Annotated in this window: 15 protein-coding genes; 7 read left to right on the forward strand and 8 right to left on the reverse strand. The window is 67.6% G+C overall.

All coding sequences use genetic code 11. From position 1 onward, the window contains the following. Positions 1–23: 23 nt before the first annotated feature. On the reverse strand, positions 24–1,736 hold the full coding sequence (locus tag IPI67_20585; protein MBK7582582.1) for a glycosyltransferase family 39 protein: 1,713 nt from the start codon (positions 1,734–1,736) through the stop codon (positions 24–26). After that, complete coding sequence (locus IPI67_20590; protein ID MBK7582583.1) at positions 1,733–2,644, reverse strand: hypothetical protein; 912 nt, start codon at positions 2,642–2,644, stop codon at positions 1,733–1,735. Before IPI67_20590 ends, IPI67_20585 begins: the two co-directional genes overlap by 4 nt. A 112-nt stretch (positions 2,645–2,756) precedes the next feature. On the opposite strand from IPI67_20590, the gene IPI67_20595 reads away from it, so the two are divergent. From IPI67_20595 to IPI67_20605, 3 genes are all read left to right on the forward strand, one after another. Continuing rightward, positions 2,757–4,346: a hypothetical protein gene (locus IPI67_20595; GenBank protein MBK7582584.1), complete on the forward strand. Its 1,590-nt coding sequence runs from the start codon at positions 2,757–2,759 to the stop codon at positions 4,344–4,346. 275 nt (positions 4,347–4,621) lie between these two features. Next, positions 4,622–5,218, forward strand: a complete 597-nt coding sequence (locus IPI67_20600; GenBank protein ID MBK7582585.1) for an SIS domain-containing protein — start codon at positions 4,622–4,624, stop codon at positions 5,216–5,218. Next, entirely contained in the window at positions 5,215–6,153 is a 939-nt protein-coding gene (locus IPI67_20605) for an NAD-dependent epimerase/dehydratase family protein (protein MBK7582586.1), read from the forward strand. Before IPI67_20600 ends, IPI67_20605 begins: the two co-directional genes overlap by 4 nt. A 33-nt stretch (positions 6,154–6,186) precedes the next feature. Here the strand turns inward: IPI67_20605 and IPI67_20610 are convergent, their stop codons facing one another. The 3 genes from IPI67_20610 to IPI67_20620 form a co-directional block, all read right to left on the reverse strand. Then, the gene (locus IPI67_20610) at positions 6,187–7,653 is read right to left on the reverse strand and encodes a GMC family oxidoreductase (GenBank protein MBK7582587.1); all 1,467 of its coding nucleotides are present in this window, start codon (positions 7,651–7,653) and stop codon (positions 6,187–6,189) included. Beyond that, positions 7,646–9,148 carry a flippase-like domain-containing protein gene (locus IPI67_20615; GenBank protein ID MBK7582588.1) on the reverse strand — a complete coding sequence of 501 codons (1,503 nt, stop codon included), beginning with the start codon at positions 9,146–9,148 and terminating at the stop codon, positions 7,646–7,648. The genes IPI67_20610 and IPI67_20615 overlap by 8 nt, the downstream gene beginning before the upstream one ends. A gap of 94 nt (positions 9,149–9,242) precedes the next feature. Further along, entirely contained in the window at positions 9,243–10,547 is a 1,305-nt protein-coding gene (locus tag IPI67_20620) for a hypothetical protein (protein MBK7582589.1), read from the reverse strand. 18 nt (positions 10,548–10,565) lie between these two features. Between IPI67_20620 and IPI67_20625 the strand changes: the two genes are divergently transcribed. Genes IPI67_20625 through IPI67_20640 form a run of 4 tightly spaced genes read left to right on the forward strand, consistent with a single transcriptional unit; the run spans position 10,566 to position 13,997 of the window. Next, positions 10,566–11,420: an NTP transferase domain-containing protein gene (locus tag IPI67_20625; GenBank protein MBK7582590.1), complete on the forward strand. Its 855-nt coding sequence runs from the start codon at positions 10,566–10,568 to the stop codon at positions 11,418–11,420. Further along, a complete protein-coding gene (locus IPI67_20630) occupies positions 11,417–12,412 on the forward strand; it encodes a sugar kinase (protein MBK7582591.1) in 996 nt (331 codons plus the stop codon). Before IPI67_20625 ends, IPI67_20630 begins: the two co-directional genes overlap by 4 nt. After that, positions 12,375–13,058 (forward strand): hypothetical protein, encoded by a 684-nt coding sequence (locus IPI67_20635; GenBank protein ID MBK7582592.1) that lies wholly within the window; start codon positions 12,375–12,377, stop codon positions 13,056–13,058. The genes IPI67_20630 and IPI67_20635 overlap by 38 nt, the downstream gene beginning before the upstream one ends. Before the next feature lie 3 nt (positions 13,059–13,061). Beyond that, entirely contained in the window at positions 13,062–13,997 is a 936-nt protein-coding gene (locus IPI67_20640; GenBank protein MBK7582593.1) for a discoidin domain-containing protein, read from the forward strand. 24 nt (positions 13,998–14,021) lie between these two features. On the opposite strand, the gene IPI67_20645 is transcribed toward IPI67_20640, so the two are convergent. From IPI67_20645 to IPI67_20655, 3 genes are all read right to left on the reverse strand, one after another. Continuing rightward, positions 14,022–14,468, reverse strand: a complete 447-nt coding sequence (locus tag IPI67_20645; GenBank protein ID MBK7582594.1) for a hypothetical protein — start codon at positions 14,466–14,468, stop codon at positions 14,022–14,024. Positions 14,469–14,536: 68 nt separating this feature from the next. Next, positions 14,537–15,496, reverse strand: coding sequence for a hypothetical protein (locus tag IPI67_20650; protein MBK7582595.1), 960 nt, complete (start codon positions 15,494–15,496; stop codon positions 14,537–14,539). A gap of 129 nt (positions 15,497–15,625) precedes the next feature. Beyond that, positions 15,626–16,330: a US12 family protein gene (locus IPI67_20655; GenBank protein ID MBK7582596.1), complete on the reverse strand. Its 705-nt coding sequence runs from the start codon at positions 16,328–16,330 to the stop codon at positions 15,626–15,628. Positions 16,331–16,349 lie beyond the last annotated feature (19 nt).

Consider the following 16,349-nt stretch of genomic DNA (forward strand, 5'->3'; position numbering starts at 1 on the left):
TCGCGGCTCTCGAGTCGAGAGTGTCACTTGGGCAGGCGTTCGTAGACCCAGATCACCGGCACGCCGTCGTGCGTACCGACGTAGGCCGGCGCGACCGTGCCGTAGTCGACCCAGATTTGGTACTCGACGCGCGCCATGTGCGGCTCATGGTGATAGAGCGCGAAGCTCGATTGCGCTGGCGTCCAGCCGCCGCGCAGGTCGCCGCGCAGACGGCCGTCCTTCACCATCTGATCCCAGCTCTGCATCGCCGTATCGTGTACGTAGACCACGGTGTTCGGCGGCGCGCGCTGATTGAGGAAGTCCTGGGCTGCGCCGGTCGTGTAACCCCAGAAGGTGCGGTTGAGGCCGAGGGTTGCCGCGCCCGGTGCGCCCCCGACCAGAGGAGTGTAGGCCGAGAGTCCCCAGGGGTTCGAGGTCAGGGTGATGGCAGCAGGCGCGGCGATCACCGAAGCCGCGAGCCCGGCATCCACCAACAACCGCAGTGAACGCCGCCGCTCGGCGCAGAGCTCCGTGATGCGGGCTCGCACGAGCACGAAGCCTTGAGCGGCAAACAGGCACAAGAACGGATAGGCGGTGAGCCAGTGTTTGGTCCCGCCGAAAATGGGCGTCGTCTTGCTCAACCACGGCGCGTAGCTGGTGAGCATGCAGAGCAGCCACAAGAGCTCGGTGGAAAAGAGCTGCCGCTCCTCTCGCGTCGCGGCCGACGGCGCGGCGCTCTGGCGCAGCCTGGACAAGAGGCGCGCGAACATGCCCAGACGAACCCTCGCACCACGGCGCAGCGCCGCCAGCAGGCCGATCAGGAACAAGAGCAGCGTGATGCCGGGCACGGTCCCGGCCGTCATCAACCAGGCGTAACCAAGAGGCATCGGCGGCTTCCAGTAGGTCCGGCCGAGGAACTCCATGTTGTAGTACTCGTGCCCCGTATGGAACGCGACGTAGGCGGCGAGTCGCCGCCCGGTGTCGTGCCAGATCCAGGGCCACGTAGAGTAGAACACCACGGGTCCGATCACTGCCATCGCGAGCAGCGCGAGAGGCGCACGCACCGTTCCAGTACGTAGCTCGCGCCACAGCCCTTCGCCGCGAGCGATCACGAAGTGGGCGATCAAGGCCGGCGGCAGCAGCCACGAGTTGTGTTTGGTGTTGAGGAGACACCCGTACAACACCCCGGTGAAGAGCGCCCAGCGCCAGCCGCCGCCGGTCACCGAGCGAAAGTAGGCGTAGGTCGTGAACAGCCACATGGCTGCCACTGGCATGTCGAAGCAGTCGAGGTGTGCGTGGTAGTAGACCCGCGGCATCATCGCGAAGGCGAGCGCCGCGACGAGCCCGGCGAGGCGGCCACTCACCCGCCGTCCCCAGGCATAGGTGACGGCGACGGCCAGGCTCGACAGCAACATGCCGGGGAAACGGAAGCTCGTGCCCTCGTCCTTGATCAGGTGCCACTCGCTGTGGAGGAACTTGTGCGAGAGCGCGAACAGCGACTTGATCAGGGCCGGGTGTTCGTTGTTCGCCGACCAGAAGCGGTCGATGGTCCCGGGCTCGAGCGCCGCCTTCGGGGCTCGCCAGAGTTGCTCGAACCAGCCTTCGTAGCTGCGCGCCGCCTGGAAGTAGAAGCCCTCGTCTCGAGCGTAACCGAGGTTCTTGGTCGTCGAGTACAAGAGCGCGAGATACAGCGCCGCGAGCCCCAGGCCGATGGCCGGGTCGACGAGCGCCGCGAGAAATCGGCGAAGTCGACTCATCGAGTGTCCGCCTCGAAGCAGAAATGGCGATCTCGGGAGGTCGAGCTCCTCACCTCGAACTCGACGTCCGCGCTCTCGCCGGCTCGCCCGGTCTCGAAGGCGAAGGGGGCCCAGCCGTCCTCGTCCCGATGAACGTAGGTACCAATGCTCGTTCCGCCGACGCGCACCTCGATCTCGATCAGCGGAGCGCCGACGCTGTCCCGGAAGACCAGCCACGGCATGCCGCCATTTCCGCGCACAGTGCGCCCGAGTGGCACGTTGCGGAACTTCAGGTGCAGCGGTCCTCCTGGCGGGGGATGCGCCCAGATGCAGCGCCGCGCTCGATACTCGTGGTTGTCGTCGATGACCGTGACGCCGGCAAAGAACCACTCCCCGCCCGGGCACATGAAACGCTGCGCGGGGAAGGTCGGGTTGCCGCCCAAACTGCCGTTCGAGACCGGCGCATGCGCATTCCAGTGGCAGGGCTGAGCGCCCTCGAACACCTGCAAGTGTTCCGGGGTGACGTGATCGACGAAGTCGAACGACACCCGAGCCGGCGACGGGTTCTCCAGCGTGCGCAGCGTGAAGCGGCCGGACTTCGTCTCCGACACGGTGCGCCACGCCCCGAGCTCCGGGGCGCGCTGGCCCAGCGCGCTGATCTCGATCGCTCGCGCGTAGCCGCTCTCGTCCGAGCGCGCTACGTCCCGGAGCGGCATCAACGAGTCGCCCAGCGCTTGCCGTGCCAGAGGCTCTGCCCAGCGCGGCGCCACCACCACGAGCTCCCCCGCCTGACGCAGCGCCGTAACCGGCTCACGCAAGCGCGCCCACTCTTCCACCCGCGGCGCTCGCTTCGCGAAGTAAAAATGCGCGCCGAGCTCCACGAGGCCGGCCAGCGGCACGGCGAGCCAGAGCAGGCGTTTGGAGGGCATCGGCGGGCGGCAGCTTAGCTCGATTGATTTCCCGAGTTCCATCAGCTCGGCGTCCTCCGCTGCCGAAAGTGGAAACGAGCCACGGGTGTTGCGAGTGGGCTATAACCGCGGCGTGCGAGCGCCGACGGACGCCCAGCTCCGCGCTCTCACCTGGGTGGTCGCGCTGACCGCAGCGGTGGTCGTGCTGGTGTACCCGTTCACGGTGGCGAGGTATCCACCGATCACGGATCTGCCGTTCCACGCTGCGCAGACCTCGATCATCGCAAACTATCGCGACCCGGCGTTCCACTTCGCAGCGCAGTTCGAGCTGCATCCGCTCGACGTTCCGTACGTCACCATGTACGCGCTGGGCGCCCTCGCAACGCTGGCAGTACCCATTCACGTTGCCGTGAAGGTCATGGCCATCGCCATGCTCGCGCTCTTGCCGCTGGGCTTGGTTGTGTTGCTGAGCGGCATGCGAAAAAATCCGCTGCTGGGCCTCTTCGGGCTGGGCTTCGCTTTCACCGACCTCACCCACTGGGGGTTCTTCAGCTTCATTGGCGCGCTTGGGCTCTACGCAGCGAGCATCGGGCTCACACTGCGACTACTCGACGCGCCAAGTGGCAAACGCCAGCTCGCGCTGTTCGTCGCGCTGGTCCTGTTGTTCTTCACTCACGTGTACCGCTTTCCGTACGCGATCCTGGCCATTGCGCTCACCACGCTGCTGATGTTCCCGGCGACGCGCCAGGTGAAACCCGTGCTCTTGCCGGTGGGGGCCGCGCTGGGCGGCTTTTTGCTGTGGTTCGTCACTCGACCGAAGACGTTGTCCGGCGGCCTCGGACCGATCGATTTCGACGCCAGCCGCGCGGAGCGGTTCAGCCAATTCACCTTCGGGAGCTACGTGGGGCAGAGTGGCGCCATCGAACGCGAGCTCGCCTGGTTGATGCTCGCGGGTGTGGTCGCGGTCCTCGGCTTGGCCCTGGTCTTCCGCGACTCGAAACCGACAGCCGATGACTCGAGTCGGCGCTTTCGGCGTCGGGTTGCGCTGCTCCCGCTCTTGCTCGCGGGCGGGCATCTGCTCGCATTCTTCACGTTGCCCTCCCGGGTGGGCGAGTGGTGGTACGTCTACCCGCGCGAGCTGCCCGCCGCCCTGTTCGTACTCGCCGCGGCCTTGCCGGATCTGCCGAGGCGCCGCGGGGTACTGCTGGCCGCCGCCGCTGTCATCGCGGTCTGCGCCAGCACGATGGCCGTGTTCGTCGCCACGCGCTGGCGGGCATTCGAGGCGGAGACGGCCGACTTTCGTGAAGTCGCCCAGAACCTGCCGCCGTCTCCGAAGCTCGCGTACCTGGTCATCGACCACGCTCTAGCGGGGAGCGCGGGGGAAAAGCGAAACTCCCCGATGGTCCACCTGCCGGCCTGGATCCAGGCCGAGAGGGGCGGCTGGTTGTCGTTTCACTTCGCCGGCTGGCGCATCTTTCCGGTCTGGTACCGGCCGAATTCGACGGACACCCCGCCTCCGGTACCTCGAGACTGGGAGTGGAATCCAAGCTGGTTTCGCGTGACAGAGCAGGGCCTGTTCTTCGACTGGTTCCTGGTACGGCTCCTCGACGACCCGGCCCCACTGTTCGCGGACGACCCAACCATCAAGCTAGTGGAGCACCGCGGGAGCTGGTGGCTGTACCGGAGGGACACAGGACAAGTTTTCGACGACGCACTGCGCTGATTTCAGATCTGCACGGCGCGACCGTTGAGTGGTTTGTAACTGGTTGAAACCCGGCAAATCTTGCATGGCATGGGCCGTGCACCCTAACAGCGCGGCGTCGGTGATGGCCTGCCAGACAGACCTCGCCTCCGCCAGTCACTCCGCACGGTGACGCTGACGAATCCCCCCCCTCCGTTTGTGTCACCGTGTTTTTCTACCCCACGGCAGTGTTGGAACGTCCCCCCCGTCCAGCCTGCCGTGGTTTTTTTTTGTTCCCTGCGTAGAGTCGCCCGGGCATGGCGTACGCACGGAAGTTCTTCGGCGAAGCAATCGAGATCCTGAACCAGCTCGACGCCGACGCCGTCGAGCGCCTGGCCAGCCTGCTGGCTGAGGCACGAGCGCGAGGCGGGCGCCTGTTCATTCTCGGAGTGGGTGGAAGCGCGGGCAACGCCTCGCACGCCGTCAACGATTTCAGAAAGATCTGCGGCTTCGAGTCGTACACACCCACCGACAACGTCTCGGAGCTGACCGCGCGGGTCAACGACGACGGCTGGGAGACCACGTTCGAACGCTGGCTCGAGGTGAGCCGTCTGTCCAAACAGGACATGGTGCTGGTGTTCTCCGTCGGCGGCGGCAACCTCGAGAAGAACGTCAGCCCGAACCTGGTGCGGGCGCTCGGACTCGCGCGCAAGGTGGGCGCGAGCATCGGAGGCGTGGTGGGGCGCGACGGGGGATACACGGCCCAGGTCGCGGATGTGTGTGTGATCGTCCCGACCGTGAATCCCGACGCCATCACACCCCACGCCGAGGCGTTTCAGGCCGTGGTCTGGCACCTCTTGGTGTCCCATCCGTTGCTCCAGAAGTCGGCGATGAAGTGGGAGAGCACTCAGTGAAGTCGCTGGTGATCGGCGGCGCCGGTTTCATCGGCAGCCACCTCACCGATCAACTGGTCGCTCGCGGGCCGGTCACGTTGTTCGACAACCTCAGCGTGGGCAAGCGCGAGTTCGTCGCCGGGCACCTGGCCTCGGGCGCGGCGCGACTGGTCGTGGGTGAGCTGCTCGATCTGGAGCAGGTGTGCGAGGTCGTGAAAGGCCACGACGTCGTCTTTCATCTGGCAGCAAACCCCGAGGCACGCTGGGGCCTCGACAACCCGCGCCTCGATCTCGAGCAGGGCACCATCGCCACCTGGAACGTGCTCGAAGCCATGCGCCGCGGCGGCGTTCCGAGGATCGTCTTTTCGTCCTCCGGGACCGTCTACGGCGACACCGCGGAGGTCTGCGCCGAAGCAGATCTCGGGCGCCTCCCCATCTCGCTCTACGGCGCCAGCAAGTTCGCTGGCGAGGCGCTGATCAGCTCGTACGTCGAGTGTTTCGGCCTGCGCGGGCTGATCTACCGCTTTGGCAATGTGGTCGGTCCCCGGGGAACCCACGGCGCCGCGCTGGATTTTCTGAAGAAGCTGAAGAACACCCCGGACGAGCTCGAGGTGTTGGGCGACGGGGCTCAAGCCAAACCCTACGTCTTCGTCAGCGACTGCGTGGCAGGCATCCTGTTCGGCCTGGACCACACCCGCGGTCCCCTCGACGTGCTCAACATCGCGCCGCCGGACTTCACCAGCGTGCGGCGCATCGCCGAGCTGTGCGTCGAGGCGTCACCCAACCCGCAGGCGCGCATCCGCTACACCGGCGGTGATCGCGGTTGGCCCGGCGACGTTCCGCAATCACGGCTTGCGCCGGACGCACTCGCGGCCCTGGGCTACCGGGTGTCGCGCACCAGCGACGAAGCCGTGAGGCAGGCCGTGACCGCGCTCGCCGGCGAGGTCTTCGGCTGAGCCCTGCACCCGGCGCTCACGTGGAGCGCGCACTCAGGTCAGACCGTCGATGAAGCGGCGGACGTTGCGCCGGGCGAACGCCATCACACTGCCCTGTGGGTTCACCCCGGGAGAGTCCGGCAACATGCTGGCGTCGTTGACGTAGAGGTTGGTGAACCGCCGCACTTTTCCGAACGAGTCAGCAGCACAGCGGTCCGACCGCTCCCCGATGGGGCATGACGAGAACGCATGCACCGTCGTCAAACTCAGCGACGCGCTGGGCAGCAACTCGTCCAGCCAGCGGATCGCCGCGTCTTCGCTGCGGATCGAACCAATGCCTCGCACGGCCGGGAACACCTCCTCTGCGCCCGCCGCCAAGAGCAGTGACGCCAGCCGCGCAAGTCCCTGCGAGAGGCTGCGGATGTCGGCGGGAGCGAGCTCGTACTGCATCAGCGTGGCGCCATCGCCGAGCATGCTCGGGCGCACCCGTCCGCGGCCCGCCCCGCGCACTGCCACGTAGAAGCTCGCCATGTTGCGATACCTGGCCACCTGTCCCGACGTCTCGAGCCAGTTGTCACTGAGCAGCATCGCCAGGTGCCCGACCGTGAAGAACGCGCCGCCGAGGGAGACGTCCGGCCAGAACTCCTTGACCTGCAACAGCGGCAAGACGCTGGCCTGAGCGTCGATGACCTCCGGAAACCGCGCGACCAGCTTCAACATGGGGTGGACCCGGAGTGTCTCACCGACGTGGAATTTCACGCCGCTTCGCCTCAGCAACGCCGGGGTCTCGGTCGGTCCGGCACACACGATGACGTGCTCGGCATCGATGCGCACCAGCGACCTGACACCGGGCTCGACCTCCACTTCGGCGAGCACACCGGTGCAGCGATCGCCGGCGAAGAGCAGCTGCTCCACCCGGCACCCGGTGACCACCCGGGCTCCCATCTGTTCCGCGCGAGGCCAGAGCGCGCGGCTCATCCCCTGTTTGGCGCCAGTCGGACAGCCGGCTGCGCAGGCGTTGGTGCTCTGACAGCCGGCCGCAGCCCGGGGCACCTCTTGCGCTGCCCACCCCATGGCCTCGATGCCGCGCGCGAACACCTGCGTGCTCATGGGCAACGGTCTGCCGTAGGGCTGCACCCGCGTGATCTCCTCGGCCCAGGCGAAGTGCGGCGCCAGCTCGTCGGGACCGCTGTCGGCGAGATCGAACTGCGCCTTCCAGCGCAGCAGCGTCTCACGCGGTGTGCGGTGCCAGAATCCGCTGTTGATCTCGGTGCTGCCGCCGAGACACGCACCCTCGACGTACCCGAGCGGCGTCTTGCCGAGAATCGGCGTCATGCCACGCCGCCGATAGAGCAACCGCATGGCTTCGGGTGAGCTCTTGCCGTAATCGGCGTCGGCGTGACGACGCCCTTCCTCGAGCACGACGACATTGCGACCCACGAGCGCGAGCTCGAGGGCGGTGACCGCGCCACCCGCTCCCGAGCCGATCACGATGACCTCGACGCGCTCGCGATCAGGCACCGCTGCCCTCCGTCTTGGTGATGTCCACCTGCTGCTCGGGCTCGGCCACCGGCAAGTGTCGGTGTTCGCGCGGCGACATTGCCTCGATCACCCGCGGGTGTTCGTAGAAAGCGAGCAACACCGTGCTCTGCGGCGCGCGAAACAGCTGCCGGAGCGGCGGGATGCGCCCGAACGCCCAGGCCTGCACCGCCTCACGCCGGCGCGCGGCTGCCAGGGCGCAGAAGCTCCGCATGTAGCGCAGGCGCACCCAGGCGCGGAACACACTCATGCCAACGTGGTAGAGCGTGCGGATGCGCGCCGGCAGGGCCTCGATCTGCCCGCTGAGGAACGCGGCAACATCCGTCAGCACCTCCCGGTCGGGCAACGAGTCCGGCAGCAAGACGGCCTCGGCGAGGGCCAGGTCGAACTCACTCGGTCCGGGCGCGGCAGGCATCTTCTCGACGCGGCTGATCACACGCATGGGCACGCCCGAGATCAGTCGGATGCCCGGAGAGTGGCGCGCGGCACGTGCCATGGCCGCGGTCGCGCCGACCTCGACGCCGTACCAGAGCATGGCACCGGCGCCCCACAGCGTGACGGGGGCAAAAAATGCCAGGTGCACCAGCACCGCGTACGAGAGCGCGACCTCGGGCCCGAAGCCCTGCGCCTGAAGCGCCTGCGCGCAGAAGAAATGAAATGGGCCGATGAAGCCCGGCGTCGATGGCACCAAGATCCCCAAGTTCGTGACGCCCATCGCGATGACGCCGGAGCCGAAGTGGAGTGGTAGGCCGAGCGCAGGCAGCACACACACGAACATCGCGGCCTCGAACAACCACACCACGACCGAGAGGGCGCCGATCACCAGCGCGTCTTGCGGGCGCCGGAGACTGGCCGCACCGTTGACCACGCTCGTCGTCAGTGAGAGGGCACGGTCGTGCCACTTGGGACCGAGGGGCTGCGACACACGCGAGGCAAGAGCCCCGAGCGCACGCGGAAAGATCACCGCCACACACAGCCCGAGCAAGGCCAGCCCAAACACGGCGGCACCCACCCGCGCGAGCTCGCGGATCCAGCCGGCGGTGTGGGTCAACCAGGTGCTGAGGACCAGCAGCAGCAAGATGGCCACGCCGTCGACGAGTCGCTCGATGAACGTGACCGTCAGGGCCTGGGCCAGCGGGATCCCGGTGCGCTCGGCCAGCATGCCCGCGCGAACCAGCTCTCCGAGGCGCGCGGGTAACACGTTGTTGCTGGCGTAACCCACGACCACGACGTTGCTCGCGGTCGTCAGCCGCATGCTGGCCTCGCGCCGCACGAGGTAACGCAGGCGTGCGCCGCGCACGAAGTGACCCGCCACGTACGCGAGCACGGCCAGTGGTACCCAGGGCAGAGGTCGTGCGCTCCGCCACGTCGCGCGGATCGTCGACACGTCGAGGTGCCGCACCGCCACCCACACGAACAGCGCGCTGACGACGACACCGATCACGGTGACGAGGCGCCGCGGCGATCGCGTAGACATGACCCGCCGCGGTTTCGCACGAATTGTCGCGCCAGTCCACGCGCCTCCCCCAACCACGGGCGGCACGGCCGAGCAACCAGCGGGCGACGCGAGCTCAGCGCGCCGGGCTCTCGACCTCTTCGGCAAGCTCGTAGGCGGCGACCACGAGGGCCGTGAGCGACTCGACCGTCATGCTCTTCTGCGGTACGTCGGCCGAGACCAGCGCAATCCCGGCGTAGTCCACGTGCACCGCCCAGCCCGACGTGTGCATGCGCTGGGCCGTCTGCGACGCCATGACCCGAGCGGCGTTGCGCTGACGTGGGCAAGCGAGCACCAGGGCCGCGCGTTTGGCGCGGAGATCCGACCACGACGCGAGCACACTGACCAGCACCGGTCGTCCCCGGAAGGTGCTCGCGATGGACCAGCGGCTGGCGAACGTACTCCACATGTCGAACGATGGCGGCGTGTCGCCGATCCAGAAGAGGTCGAGCCACTCGAAGGGCGGGTCGAGCCCGGCGCCGAACTCTCCGCTCAGACGTTTGCCGAGCTCCAGCATCAACTCCTCCAGGCTGGGAGTGATGGCACGTACCGCGTATCCAAAGGCGAGAGCCGGGATGGCGATGAACGCCATCGAACCTGCCATGAACCATGCGCGCAGGGCGATGGTGCGCCGCTGGGTGGCGATACGCGCTCGGAGCAGCGCGCGCTCCGGCCGGGCCCGGGCGCGTCGTGCCAACTGTACCTCGGACAGCGCCATGGTCATCACACTGCCGGCGTGCTCCTCGGGCTCGAGCACAACGGCGCGACAGTGACCGCACTGCACGCTGTGCTCACCGGGCCGAAACGCCAGCGGCGCGCCACACTCGCCGCAGCCGACCAGCACGGCAGAACCCGATTGGCGCGCAGCCCCGTACCATTCGGCGTCGCCGCCGATACGACTCCAGCGTCGGTGGCGCGTCGCGCGTCGATACAGAAAGAAACAAGCGCCGAGGCCAGCCAGAAAGAACCCCAGCGCCGCGGCAACCAGGAGCGCTACCAGTGGCACCGCCGCCCACAGCTCGAGCTCGTCGAAGGCGACCAGCACGGTGGCCACCGCGTAGAGCGCAACGGTCCCGAGGGTCGGGAGCACGAAGACCAGGATCCCGCCCGCCACCACGGCGCTCAGCACTCGACTCTTGGTGCGCTCGGTCTCGAGCATGCGCTCGCGCTGCGCGGCGAGAGTGCGTTCGTGGTCCTGAGCAGCTCGGGCCCTTTCCAGGGCGTTCCAGCGCTCCCACGCGGCGCGCCGCACCTCCTCCGGCACCGCCTGCCAGGCGTGACACACCCGACACCAGACCCAGGGTGAGGTGACGTCGAGCACGAGCGGCGCGCCGCAACGCCCGCAGGGAACCGCCTCGGCTTCGTGGACTCGGGGGGACATCGTCGCTCGGGTGGAGCCATGAATGCCCGCCGCGCGCTCGCTGTAAAGATCAGAAGCGCGAACCCACGGCGATCGCGCGCGATCGCGCGCCGGGCGGACGCGCGGCGACCGCAGCTGAAATCGCGCCTCCGTCCGCCGAGCCTGCGCTCGGGCGGCGGTCGTGATAATGCCGAGCGCGTGCAGGCCGTGATCCTGGCGGGCGGGTTGGCGACGCGGATGCGACCGCGAACGCTGACCATCCCGAAATCGATGCTCGAGGTCGCCGGTCGCCCTTTCGTTGCCTGGCAGCTCGAGGCCCTCGCCCGAACGGGCTTCACCCGGGTGTTGCTCTGTATCGCGCACCTGGGCGAACAGATCCGCGAGTACGTCTCGGACGGGGCAGCGTTCGGGCTCGACGTCGAATACTCCGAGGACGGGCCGACGTTGTGTGGCACGGCTGGGGCCATTCGGCGCGCGCTTGCTCTGCTCGAGCCCAGCTTCCTGGTCACCTACGGTGATAGCTACTTGCCCTTCGACTACGCCGCGCCGCTGCGCGACCTCGACCAGCACCCCGAGGCCCTCGGCACGATGAGTGTGTTCGAGAACAGAGGCCGCTGGGACGCGAGCAACACCCGCGTCGAAGGGCAGCTGGTCGTGAGCTACGACAAACGGGCGACCTCCGCGGACGTCACGTTCATCGACTACGGAGCCATCGCTCTGCGCCGCGAGGTCATCGCCGAGCTACCAGCGGACGAGCCGGCCGGCCTCGACCAAGTGCAGGCCACGCTTTGTCGAACCGGCCGCTTGCGCGCCTGGGTCGCCCATGAAAGGTTCTACGAAATCGGCTCCGAATCCGGCCTCGCCGAGCTGACCGAGAGACTCAGGACCCCGTGATCGTATCCCGCGCACCCGTTCGATTCTCGCTCGGCGGTGGAGGCACGGACCTGCCGAGCTACTACGAGCGATTCGGCGGTTTCGTGGTCAGCGCGGCCATCGACTCGTACGTGTACATCACGGCGAGCCGGCGCTTTTACGACGACATTCGCCTGGCCTACTCCCAGACCGAGATCGTGCCGAACGTCGAGGCGATCCAGCATCGGATCTTCCGCGAGGCCCTGCGCATGACGGGCCTCGGGCGAGCGATGGAGCTCACGAGCGTCGCCGATGTGCCCGCCAACAGCGGTCTCGGTTCTTCTTCGAGCTTCACCGTGGCGCTCTTGAACGCACTTCACGCGTACAAGCGCGAGTTCGTGTCGTCACGACAGCTGGCCGAAGAAGCCTGTGAGATCGAGATGCATCGCCTCGGCGAGCCCATCGGCAAGCAGGACCAGTACATCGCGGCGTTCGGCAACGTGACGGCCCTCACGCTGGACAAGGACGGCACGGTCCACGTCGAGCCCGTACCGGTGAAGGACGAGGTCCTGGACGAGCTCGCGAACAACCTGGTGATCATGTGGTCGGGCATCGAACGGGCGGCCAGCTCGGTGCTGGAAGAACAGGGGGCGCGCGTGCAAAAGAGCGATCAAGCCACGCTCGACGGCATGCACCGCATCAAGGCCCTCGGCCACGAGGTGTACGACCTCCTGGTCGCGGGGGACACCGATCGGTACGGCGAGCTGCTGCACGAGCACTGGACCAACAAACGCAAGCTCGCCAGCAAGATGACCGACAGCCGGATCGACGAGCACTACGAGGCTGCGCGTGAGGCCGGGGCCATCGGCGGCAAGCTGATGGGCGCGGGCGGCGGTGGGTTCTTCATGTTCTACGCGCGTCCCGCCGACAAACGACGAGTCTACGAGACGATGGCCAAACGCGGCCTCCGGCCGCTTCGCTTCAGGTTCGATCTAGATGGCGCACGCATCGTCGCAAACATGCATCGCTCGTGAGCTACTGGCGGGGCTGCTCGCGATCTCGATCGCGGGCTGCAGCTCTCAGTATCAACCGCAGCTGGGCCCGCGCCTGTCCGTGATGCTCGATGAGGCATCGGTCACCTACGTGCGCGATGGGCAGAAGTTCAAACACGGGTTCATGGGCGGCGGTCTGGTCGAGGCCGTCGAGGACGATCCCGAGGCCAAGGAGGCGGCGGAGAAGTATCAGTCGCGGACGACCAGCGGGTTTGTCGTCTACATCGTGGGCACGGCGTGTCTGCTGACCGGCATGTACGCTGGCTTCTCGACCATCGACGACCGCGAGCCGCATCGGGAGAAAGACGCGCTCGCCGTGGGTGGCCTCTTGTGTGGTGTCGCCGGCCTCATCACGGGGGTCGCGCTCCTGGCCTCGGGCGCCCCGTATCAGTACGACGCCATCAACATCTACAACGACAACCTGGAGAAGCGTCGCGCCATCATGCTGCCCCCGATGCGCTTGCCACCTCCCGGGTACGTACCCTACGCACCCGTGCCCGTGCCCGTGCCAGCACCTCCGGGGGCGACTCCGCCTCCACCGAAGCCGGCACCGCCGCCGCTCGGCGGCGCAGCGGGCGACGCGGGCGCGCCGAGCGCGGGCGACGCGGGCTTGGATACCCGAGAGTGACCCATGACGGGGCTGGCACGCGGTCTGGTTGAACGTCTGCTGCTGCGCGCGGCAATCGAGCGCGCGCAGGCTCTGCCCGAAATGCACGCAGCCAGAGCGCGTGCCCTCGGACACGCCGCCGTGAGGCGAGCTTCGGCGGCGCGGGCACTCCGCGCCGAAGAACACGACATCGCCGCCCTGCGTCTCGCGCGCGAGGCCGCGGAGCTTGCGATCGCCGCGCTCCTCGCGGCGAGGGGCGAACTACCCGAGGAACTCATGGCGCCACCCGAACCCTGGGCTCGCCTGGCTCAGCTCGCGCTGCCCGAGCCGCCCACCAGTTTGTCCCGCGTCAGGGAAATGTTCGAGCCCCGCGATCCAATCCAGCTCGACTCACTCACCAGCTCCGAGGCACGGCGCGCGCGCGCCGACGCGTCGCTGGTCGTCGATTGGTTGCTCGAGCACGCCGAGCCCCGAACGCCGCGGGCACTGCGCGGCGCCCGCGCGCTGCGCGTCGTCACCCTGGTGGGCGGCCTGGCGGGAGCAGTCTGGTTCGTGCTGTGGGCGTTCGTGTGGCCGTCCAACGAGGCCGCGTACAAACCCGTCGCAATCAGCAGCCTTCAGCGCGGGAGCGCTCCGTCGGAAGCGATCACGGATGGCGAACGCACCAAGGCCGTAACCACCGACCGTCAGGAGCAGCCGTGGGTGCGCGTGGACCTGTTGAACACGGTCGCCATCGAACGGGTCGCCGTGTATGCACCCGACAAGAGCGCCGTCCCGCTGATCGTCGAAATCAGCGACGACGACGCGAAGTTCGCCGAGGTCGCCGTGCGCGCCGAGCCGATCAGCAAGGGGCGCTGGGTGGCGGGCCTGGGCAAACGACGCGCGCGCTACGTCCGGCTACGGCACCCCGGCGCTGGCGCGCTCGTATTTTCCGAGATCGAAGTCTGGGGCAAACGCTGAGCCTCGCGGTTCGACCCGCCGAGCTCAGGGCGGAGTCCAACCGCCGCGGGTCATGGACGCCAGGACCACGGCCATCACGTAGCACCCCAGCCCGACCGCGATCAGCGCCACCGCCCGATACAACCGTCGTTGCAGCGCGTTGCGGTGGGACAGCACTCGACGCGCGAGCTCGACGTTACCGTCCCCCAGCTCCTGGGTGACCCAGCGGATGCTGGAGAAGCTCCGCAGGGTGATCACGATAGCCACCAGGATCAGCGTGATGCCCGCGATCATCGCCCCCGCGGAGAGCGGGCCTGCGTTCACCATGTTGTGTCCCGCGAACCCGGTCACGCTGATGCAGATGCCGCCGATGCCGAGAAAGGCCTGGGCTTGGGTCCGGAGCACCGCCAGCTGACCCGACAAAAGCGATACCAGGTCGCTGGTGCGCTCGAACAGCGCCGCAAGATCTTCCGCCTCGCGTCCCTCGGACATTGCTTCGGCGGGTACCAGAAGCCGACCCAGACGGCCAAGTTGGCCGTTCGAGTCCACGGCCCGAGCGCTTACTGGAAGGCGAGCACGACGTTGTTGTCCGCCGCTTGACCCAGCGTGTTGGGGCCACTGCCCGCGAGCAACTCGTAGGCCGGACCCGCGCCGCAGGTCACGGTCTTGTCACCCGGCGCCGCCTCTTGTTTCTGGCACGTCGGCGGCAACGCCCCCTCTTGGACCAGCCCCTTCACGGGCGACTTGGCTCGGAGCACGTAGCCCCCCGCCTTGGGGAAGGTCACAGCAATGCTTCCGGAGACCGTCGAGACTCTTCCGCCGCGTGAGCCCGCGTTCACCGCCGCCATGCGCAACGTGATGGCCGGGTTCGGCCCGTCATGGCTCTGGTCGATGTTGGTGAGGTTCACCTCGTCGCTGACGTCGAACACACTGATCCCCGCGCCACACTGCACCGTGGTGCTGCGCACGGTCGGCGCGCCCTGGATCCAACACGCCCCGAGCGTCGACTGATTCGTCACGCTGAGTGCGGTGGCTCGGCCGACCGCGTCGACCTTGATGTCGAAGTTGTTGAGCGGCCCGCCGCCCTTGTTGACGACGGTGAGGGGGCCGTCGAAGGTGTCTGGCACGCGCACGACGACGTTTGCGCCGAGACCGTTGCTGCCACCCTCACGTCCTACGGTAACGGCGGTGGCGGTGGCCGAGGTGCGGATGTTCTGGGCCAGTTGCTGGTCGGCGATGGCCTTTTCGTCGTGCCCCGCGTAGGCAAACGGGAAGAATTGCACCTCGAGCTTGCCGCTCATGCTGCGCTGCACGGCGACGTTGCCGTAGAGCACGTCGATGATGAGCGGCGAACCCGGCGCCCGGTCGAAGGCCTGGGGCGCACTCGGCGGTCCGTCGTACCGCACCAGGCTCTTGGCCGTGCAACGGGTGCCGCTGGCGTCCTCGATACAAGTGATGGAGCAGGCTTGTGACGAAACGGCGGTCAGCAGCACGAAGAAAGACATTTCGAGCGTACGCATGGGACTCCTCCTCGAATCGGCGGGCGGACTATGCCAGAGCTTCGACGGGCTGTCGTCCGACCGGATTCACCTCTCGGCCGGGGCGCGGAGCCGCCCAACCGCCGCCCTGACGCCGGCAGCGGCGCTGCCTCAATCCCGCGACGAGATGAAGATGCGCAGCACGTACCAGAGCATCATCGCGACGGACGCGAACAGCTCCAGGGCCGCCGCCACGTAGCGATCTTCCGGGAAGTGACGGATGACGTTGGAGGTGTCGTAGAGGATCGCGGCGCCCGCAAACCCGACCATCAGCACGCTGAAGAACGTGCCCAGCTGAAAGCTGAACACGACGCCGGCGACGATTGCCACGAGGGCAATGATGCCGCCCCAGAACAACAGGCCGCGCAGGAACGAGAAGTCCTTGCGAGTCACGAAGGCGATGGCCGTGAGACCCGCGAAACCGAGCATGGTGACGAGTGATGCGCTCTGAATGGCGCCGGGGGCGACCTTGTCCGCGATGGCCAGGAGCGGCACGAAGATGATGGCTTGAGCCACGACCATCCCCAGCAGCGCCGCATATTGAGCCGGCTTGCTCAGCGAACGATGCGCGACGTGGCTTGCCCCCCAGCTGACCACCACGAAGCCGCCCAGCACGAGCAGCCAGCTGCGCCCGAGCAGCGCCGCCGCAATGGGGTAAGCGAGCCCCGACATGAACAGGCCGACCTCGATCGCCGCGAACAAGATGATGGCGCCGAACAGGTGGTTGTAGGTGCGGACGATGAATTTCGCGCGAGCGTCGACCGGGTTCAGTCCGGCACGACCCTGAGCGACTGCGGAGGAATACGTCTGACTCATGGTGCTTGGCGCGGAACAT

Source organism: Myxococcales bacterium, from assembly GCA_016706225.1.
Lineage (GTDB): Bacteria > Myxococcota_A > Polyangia > Polyangiales > Polyangiaceae > JADJKB01.